This window comes from Escherichia sp. MOD1-EC7003 (genome assembly GCF_002965065.1).
Classification (GTDB): domain Bacteria; phylum Pseudomonadota; class Gammaproteobacteria; order Enterobacterales; family Enterobacteriaceae; genus Escherichia.
The window spans coordinates 1-5,410 of record NZ_PTRE01000138.1 but is presented as its reverse complement, the minus strand read 5'-3'; the positions used below and the strand labels follow the sequence as shown (position 1 = coordinate 5,410).

General features: G+C 46.5%; 6 protein-coding genes and 2 pseudogenes. 4 read left to right on the top strand and 4 right to left on the bottom strand.

What is annotated here, in order from left to right:
- Both A7090_RS20755 and A7090_RS20750 read left to right on the top strand, forming a co-directional pair.
- Positions 1-119 (top strand): transposase domain-containing protein (locus A7090_RS20755; protein WP_072049206.1); only part of this gene is annotated, 119 nt, incomplete at its 5' end.
- A gap of 31 nt (positions 120-150) precedes the next feature.
- Positions 151-399, top strand: a pseudogene (locus A7090_RS20750) (acyltransferase); the annotation flags it as partial.
- Between the two features lie 40 nt (positions 400-439).
- On the opposite strand, the gene A7090_RS20745 reads toward A7090_RS20750, so the two are convergent.
- From A7090_RS20745 to A7090_RS20730, 4 genes and pseudogenes are all read right to left on the bottom strand, one after another.
- The gene (locus A7090_RS20745; protein WP_105275360.1) at positions 440-1,870 is read right to left on the bottom strand and encodes a DUF945 family protein; all 1,431 of its coding nucleotides are present in this window, start codon (positions 1,868-1,870) and stop codon (positions 440-442) included.
- A 154-nt stretch (positions 1,871-2,024) separates the two neighbouring features.
- The gene (gene dsbA, locus A7090_RS20740) at positions 2,025-2,651 is read right to left on the bottom strand and encodes a thiol:disulfide interchange protein DsbA (RefSeq protein WP_105275359.1); all 627 of its coding nucleotides are present in this window, start codon (positions 2,649-2,651) and stop codon (positions 2,025-2,027) included.
- 16 nt (positions 2,652-2,667) lie between these two features.
- Positions 2,668-3,653: pseudogene (gene srkA / locus A7090_RS20735) on the bottom strand (stress response kinase SrkA).
- Positions 3,654-3,729: 76 nt separating this feature from the next.
- Positions 3,730-3,999: a YihD family protein gene (locus A7090_RS20730; protein WP_001295263.1), complete on the bottom strand. Its 270-nt coding sequence runs from the start codon at positions 3,997-3,999 to the stop codon at positions 3,730-3,732.
- A gap of 69 nt (positions 4,000-4,068) precedes the next feature.
- On the opposite strand from A7090_RS20730, the gene mobA reads away from it, so the two are divergent.
- Both mobA and mobB read left to right on the top strand, forming a co-directional pair.
- Entirely contained in the window at positions 4,069-4,653 is a 585-nt protein-coding gene (gene mobA / locus A7090_RS20725) for a molybdenum cofactor guanylyltransferase MobA (protein ID WP_105275358.1), read from the top strand.
- Complete coding sequence (gene mobB, locus A7090_RS20720) at positions 4,635-5,162, top strand: molybdopterin-guanine dinucleotide biosynthesis protein MobB (protein ID WP_105275357.1); 528 nt, start codon at positions 4,635-4,637, stop codon at positions 5,160-5,162. Before mobA ends, mobB begins: the two co-directional genes overlap by 19 nt.
- The last annotated feature ends 248 nt before the right edge of the window (positions 5,163-5,410 follow it).

Here is a 5,410-nt window from a genome sequence, read left to right as displayed (position 1 = left end):
GTCTGAACAATGTGGAGCCAGAAAAGTGGCTGCGCTACGTCATTGAACATATCCAGGACTGGCCGGCAAACCGGGTACGCGATCTGTTGCCCTGGAAAGTTGATCTGAGCTCTCAGTAAATATCAATACGGTTCTGACGAGCCGCTTACCGATAAACTGCTTAATGTTACGCTGTGTTATCCGGAAAATAACCGTCAGCCGTTCTTCGATATGTTAAGTGGTAAACTGACGCGGATTGTCGTACATGTGGATTTACAGCCTATTGCCGATGAGTTACATGGCGACTACATCAATGACAAAAGCTTTAAGCGCCATTTTCAGCAATGGCTGAACTCACTGTGGCAGGAAAAAGACCGGCTTCTGACGTCGTTGATGTCATCACAGCGGCAGGATAAGTAAATTTTGCTCGCCTCTGAATGAGCAGAGGCGAGTGAGTATTTTAATGAACAAAACGTCCGGCACGAGACATAAATTCGTCTTCGCTCATCTCCTGTCCGTTAAAAACTACTTTACCCGGTGTATAACGCAGTTGCAGCGAGGCGGTATTGTTGTCAATCGTGATTACCTGCAACATCTGACCTAATGCCATCATCCCGCTGATTTGTTTATCGGCCCGCTTCTGAGCTTTTTCAGGCTCCATTCCTTCAGATAAATTAAGCTGTTTTACGGTTTCTGTGACGACATTAAGCGGTAACGTCACATCAAAATTAAGCGATTTAATATCTTTGTTTGTGGATGATGAAGATTTGGCTGGGTCGGCAATACTGATATCCAGGTTGGCATTTAGTTCGCCGAGTGAGTTCTTCCATCTTACCGGTTGCTTAATGGTCGGCTCACTTTTTTGTAATAACGGTAAATACTCTTTGAACAATGCAGCATTCACTTCTTGCAGAGCAACTTCATCGTTTGCTAACTCAGGGTGTGCAGCAAGCTGCTTCTGCATCGCAATGTTATACTGGATGATAAATTGGCGCACCGCTGAGGGATCAATAGATTCAGCAATCAATGACCACTCACCACTACCGAGTTGCTGATTTCCTTTTGTTAACTTATCAAGTTCGTAGGTCAGATTGACATTGATATAATCTTTGTCTTTTACGCGATCTAGCCTGGTTTTTGCAACGACAGCATCGATTTGGGCAACCTCTTCCCCGCGATTGATAATGTTAATCTGATTAAATTTCGACTCGCTTTCACCAACCGGAAATTTCTTTTCTTCTAATCGCGTCAGTGCATCAATAGTAAAATTTTTCGCCGTTACTTTGTTCATTGGCGATAATTCCAGAACAATATCCTCGACTTTGCCTTCAGTATCCAGGTTAGACAATGAACTATCATCACTATTAAAAGTAAACTTGCCTTCACCAAAAGAAAAATTTCCATACTCTGCAGGGGCAACATCTAATGTCGTGGAGAATGAGCCACCAAACGCGAATCGCAATGTCGCTTCCACGGGCGATTTATTTTTCGCGGCGATAAATAGCGGTTGTGTCAGCTCATTATTCACTAAGTTCACTTTTACCTCTGCCAGTGCAGGGATGACATTACCACGCATTAACATTGTGATGGGCAACGGACCGTGCTCAACATCCACATCAAATGCAACTTTCTGGCCTGGCTTGATATTGAGATCGGGTGCACCGTTATCAAATGTCATTTGCACTTGAAAACGGGAATTAAAAAAGCCTTTGTCAAAGTTTTTATAACTTAACGTCATATCGTAGGCATGTTCACCTTTCTTTTTAGCATCGTTAAAATCGTTAATAAACTTTTCGACACCGGGCTGAATTTGCGTACCGGTGTACCATGTTCCACCACCCCAGATTACGACTAACGCAGCAATGACACCTGTAGCTAACTTACGCATCATATAAATATTCCCTGATAAAACAGCAAAACGTTAAATATCCACTTATGCTGAAAGAATGTCCAGCAGTAGGACTGCATTATCAGAATGTATTTATATTTATTAAATAATAAAAAAGCCCGTGAATATTCACGGACTTTATGTGATTTACAATGAATTATTTTTTCTCGGACAGATATTTCACAGTATCAGCATACTGCTGAACAAAAACATCCATATTGCTGGTATCCATTCCCTGCGGATTCAATTGATATTTACCATTAACAAACATCGCCGGAACACCACGCAATTGCACGTCAGCTGCGGCTTTTTCCTGCTGAGCGACCAGAGATTTCACCACGAAACTGTTCCACGCCGCGTCGTACTCTTCACCTTTAATACCTGCGTTGATAAATACATCGCGGATATCAGAAGCAGAACGAATGGTCTGGGTTTTCTGTACGCCTTCAAACAGCGGAACAGTAACTTTGTCTTCCACGCCCAGCGCCATCGCCACTGCCCATGCCTGAGTCAGATTTTTGCCCAGGTCCTCCCCCATGAAGCTGACGTGGTATTTAGTCATCTTCACGCCTTCCGGCAGTTTTTTCTTCACGTTATCAGAAATATGCAGAACTTCTTCAAACTGATAGCAATGCGGGCAGAAGAAAGAGAAAAACTCCAGCACTTGCGGCGCGCCAGCAACTGGTTTTTCCAGGGTAGTGTACTGTTTGCCATCTTCATACTGCGCCGCCGATGCGCTAAACGCTAAAACTAAACCAGCCAGCGCCAGCCAAATCTTTTTCATGATCTACTCTCTCCGATTAATACATAGGTGTTAATTGCAAAGGGGGTTCTTGTAGAACTTTTACCTGTTCTATAAAAGTCGCCGTCTGTCGTAGCCAGTAATCTTCCCCGGTTAACCACGGGAAATTTTTCGGGAACGCGGGATCAGCCCAACGCCGCATTAGCCAGGCTAGATAATAAACCAAACGCATGGCGCGTAAAGGTTCAATCAGTCCGATTTCAGCGGTGTCGAACTCACTAAATTCTTCATAAGCCTCAATAATAGTTTCCAGCTGCATCAGCTGCTCGGCTTTATCGCCATTGAGCAACATCCATAAATCCTGAATAGCCGGACCATTACGTGCATCATCCAGATCAACAAACATTGGACCATCGCGCCAGAGAATATTCCCGGCGTGGCAGTCTCCATGTAGCCGCAAAACGGTGAAATCTTCCCGCCAGTGTGCTGTAACGGCGGCGCTCAACTCATCTGTCGCTTTCAGGAATGCCGCTTTCAACCCGGAAGGTATCAGTGTAGCGTCCTCAAACAGCTTGCGTGGCTCAATGAGATATTCATTCAGACCGATGGTCGGGCGATGGATAAAAAGCTGTTTGCGCCCCGTCTGGTGCATACGCCCTAAATAACGCCCAACCGCTTCCATCTGATCGATATTATCGCTTCGAACTGGCGACCACCGACGCTTGGGAAAACAGTGAAATAAAATCCCTGATGATTCAATAAAGTCTGACCGTTAAAGGCCATAGGTGCTGCGACCGGAACTTCATCGTTTACCAGTTGCAACGCAAATTGATGTTCTTCAAGAATTTGATCGGCTGTCCAACGTTCAGGGCGATAAAATTTGACAACAAAGCGTCGACGCTCTTCGTCCTGAAACTGATAGACGCGGTTTTCATAGCTGTTAAGCGGGGTAAGACCGGAATCCACCCGGATCCCTTGCTCAAACAGAGCGTCCATGATGGTATCCGGGTGTAGTGTCTGGAAAGTAAAAGCGCTGTTGTTCATCCCATCATCCGGAAAACATTACGAATGATGCAGGATATCATTTCACGATGATTTTGGTGGCGCCGCTTACAAGCTTTTACTCTTTAATTACGCCACGTGCGCGTAATAGCGCTGTTTTGAAGTCTTCTTCATAATCTTTCTGCAAACCCGGGATCACCGCATCTTTCGCGGAATCACGCATTTTCAGGTGATAGATCAGAATGTCATCCGTCAAATCTGCCAGTTCGCCGTCAAAACCTGACTCTTTCGCCAGTTTCTGCAAAAATTGCAGCAGGTTAAGGTCTGGCTCTTTTTGCCAGGCTGGCTGGAGGAGTTCAATAACTTCATTCAGACGTTTACATTTCATAGTGATGCTCCTTACTCTTGAGACAGACACGTTAGCAGGGTCAATCCCACAATAAAAGAGGCGATATCGGTGAATCTGATGACGACGATAACAGGCGTTGTGCTGGCAGGCGGTAAAGCCAGACGAATGGGCGGCGTAGATAAAGGATTGCTGGAATTAAACGGCAAACCATTATGGCAACATGTCGCTGACGCGCTTATGACGCAGCTCTCTCACGTCGTGGTTAATGCTAATCGTCATCAGGAAATCTATCAGGCGAGCGGTCTGAAAGTGATAGCGGATTTACTGGCAGATTACCCTGGACCACTGGCAGGAATGCTTTCGGTAATACAGCAGGATGCAGGTGAGTGGTTTTTGTTTTGTCCGTGCGATACACCTTATATTCCCCATGATTTAGCCGCCCGGCTTAATCATCAGCGCAAAGATGCGCCTGTAGTGTGGGTTTATGACGGTGAACGCGATCACCCGACTATTGCCCTGGTAAATCGTGCTATTGAACCGTTATTGCAAGAATATCTACAAGCAGGAGAACGCCGGGTAATGGCATTTATGCGTCTGGCTGGCGGTCATGCGGTTGATTTCAGCGATCGCAAAGAGGCATTTGTTAACGTGAATACGCCAGAGGAGCTTGCCCGATGGCAGGAAAAACGATGATACCGTTACTCGCCTTTGCCGCGTGGAGTGGCACCGGAAAAACTACGCTGCTGAAAAAACTGATCCCGGCATTATGCGCCAAAGGGATCCGTCCGGGGCTGATTAAGCATACGCATCATGATATGGATGTTGATAAGCCAGGCAAAGATAGCTATGAACTGCGCAAGGCTGGCGCGGCGCAAACCATCGTTGCCAGCCAGCAACGATGGGCTTTGATGACGGAAACGCCTGACGAAGAAGAGCTGGATCTGCATTTCCTCGCAAGTCGGATGGATGCTTCAAAGCTGGATTTGATTCTGGTCGAAGGGTTTAAGCATGAAGCGATCGCAAAGATTGTGCTGTTTCGTGAAGGGACCGGGCATCGACCGGACGAGTTGATGATAGACCGGTATGTTATTGCTGTAGCCAGTGATGTGCCGCTTAATCTTGATGTCACGTTACTGGATATAAACGATGTTAAGGGACTGGCTGATTTTGTCGTGGAGTGGATGCAAAAGCAGGACGGATAAGCAGGAGTAGGCCGGATAAGACGCGCCAGCGTCGCATCCGGCAGTTTTTTCGCACCAACGCAAAAAGGCCATCCCTCAGGATGGCCTTCTGCTTTATTTGATGCCTGGCAGTTTATGGCGGGCGTCCTGCCCGCCACCCTCCGGGCCGTTGCTTCGCAACGTTCAAATCCGCTCCCGGCTGATTTGTCCGTAAGCGGCTCGTCAGAACCGTATTGATATTTACTGAGAGCTCAGATCAACTTTCCAGG

Coding starts and splice junctions, on each gene's coding strand:
- A7090_RS20745 (WP_105275360.1), bottom strand. CDS start 1,870: ATGATGCGTAAGTTAGCTACAGGTGTCATTGCTGCGTTAGTCGTAATC.
- A7090_RS20730 (WP_001295263.1), bottom strand. CDS start 3,999: ATGAAATGTAAACGTCTGAATGAAGTTATTGAACTCCTCCAGCCAGCC.
- dsbA (WP_105275359.1), bottom strand. CDS start 2,651: ATGAAAAAGATTTGGCTGGCGCTGGCTGGTTTAGTTTTAGCGTTTAGC.
- mobB (WP_105275357.1), top strand. CDS start 4,635: ATGGCAGGAAAAACGATGATACCGTTACTCGCCTTTGCCGCGTGGAGT.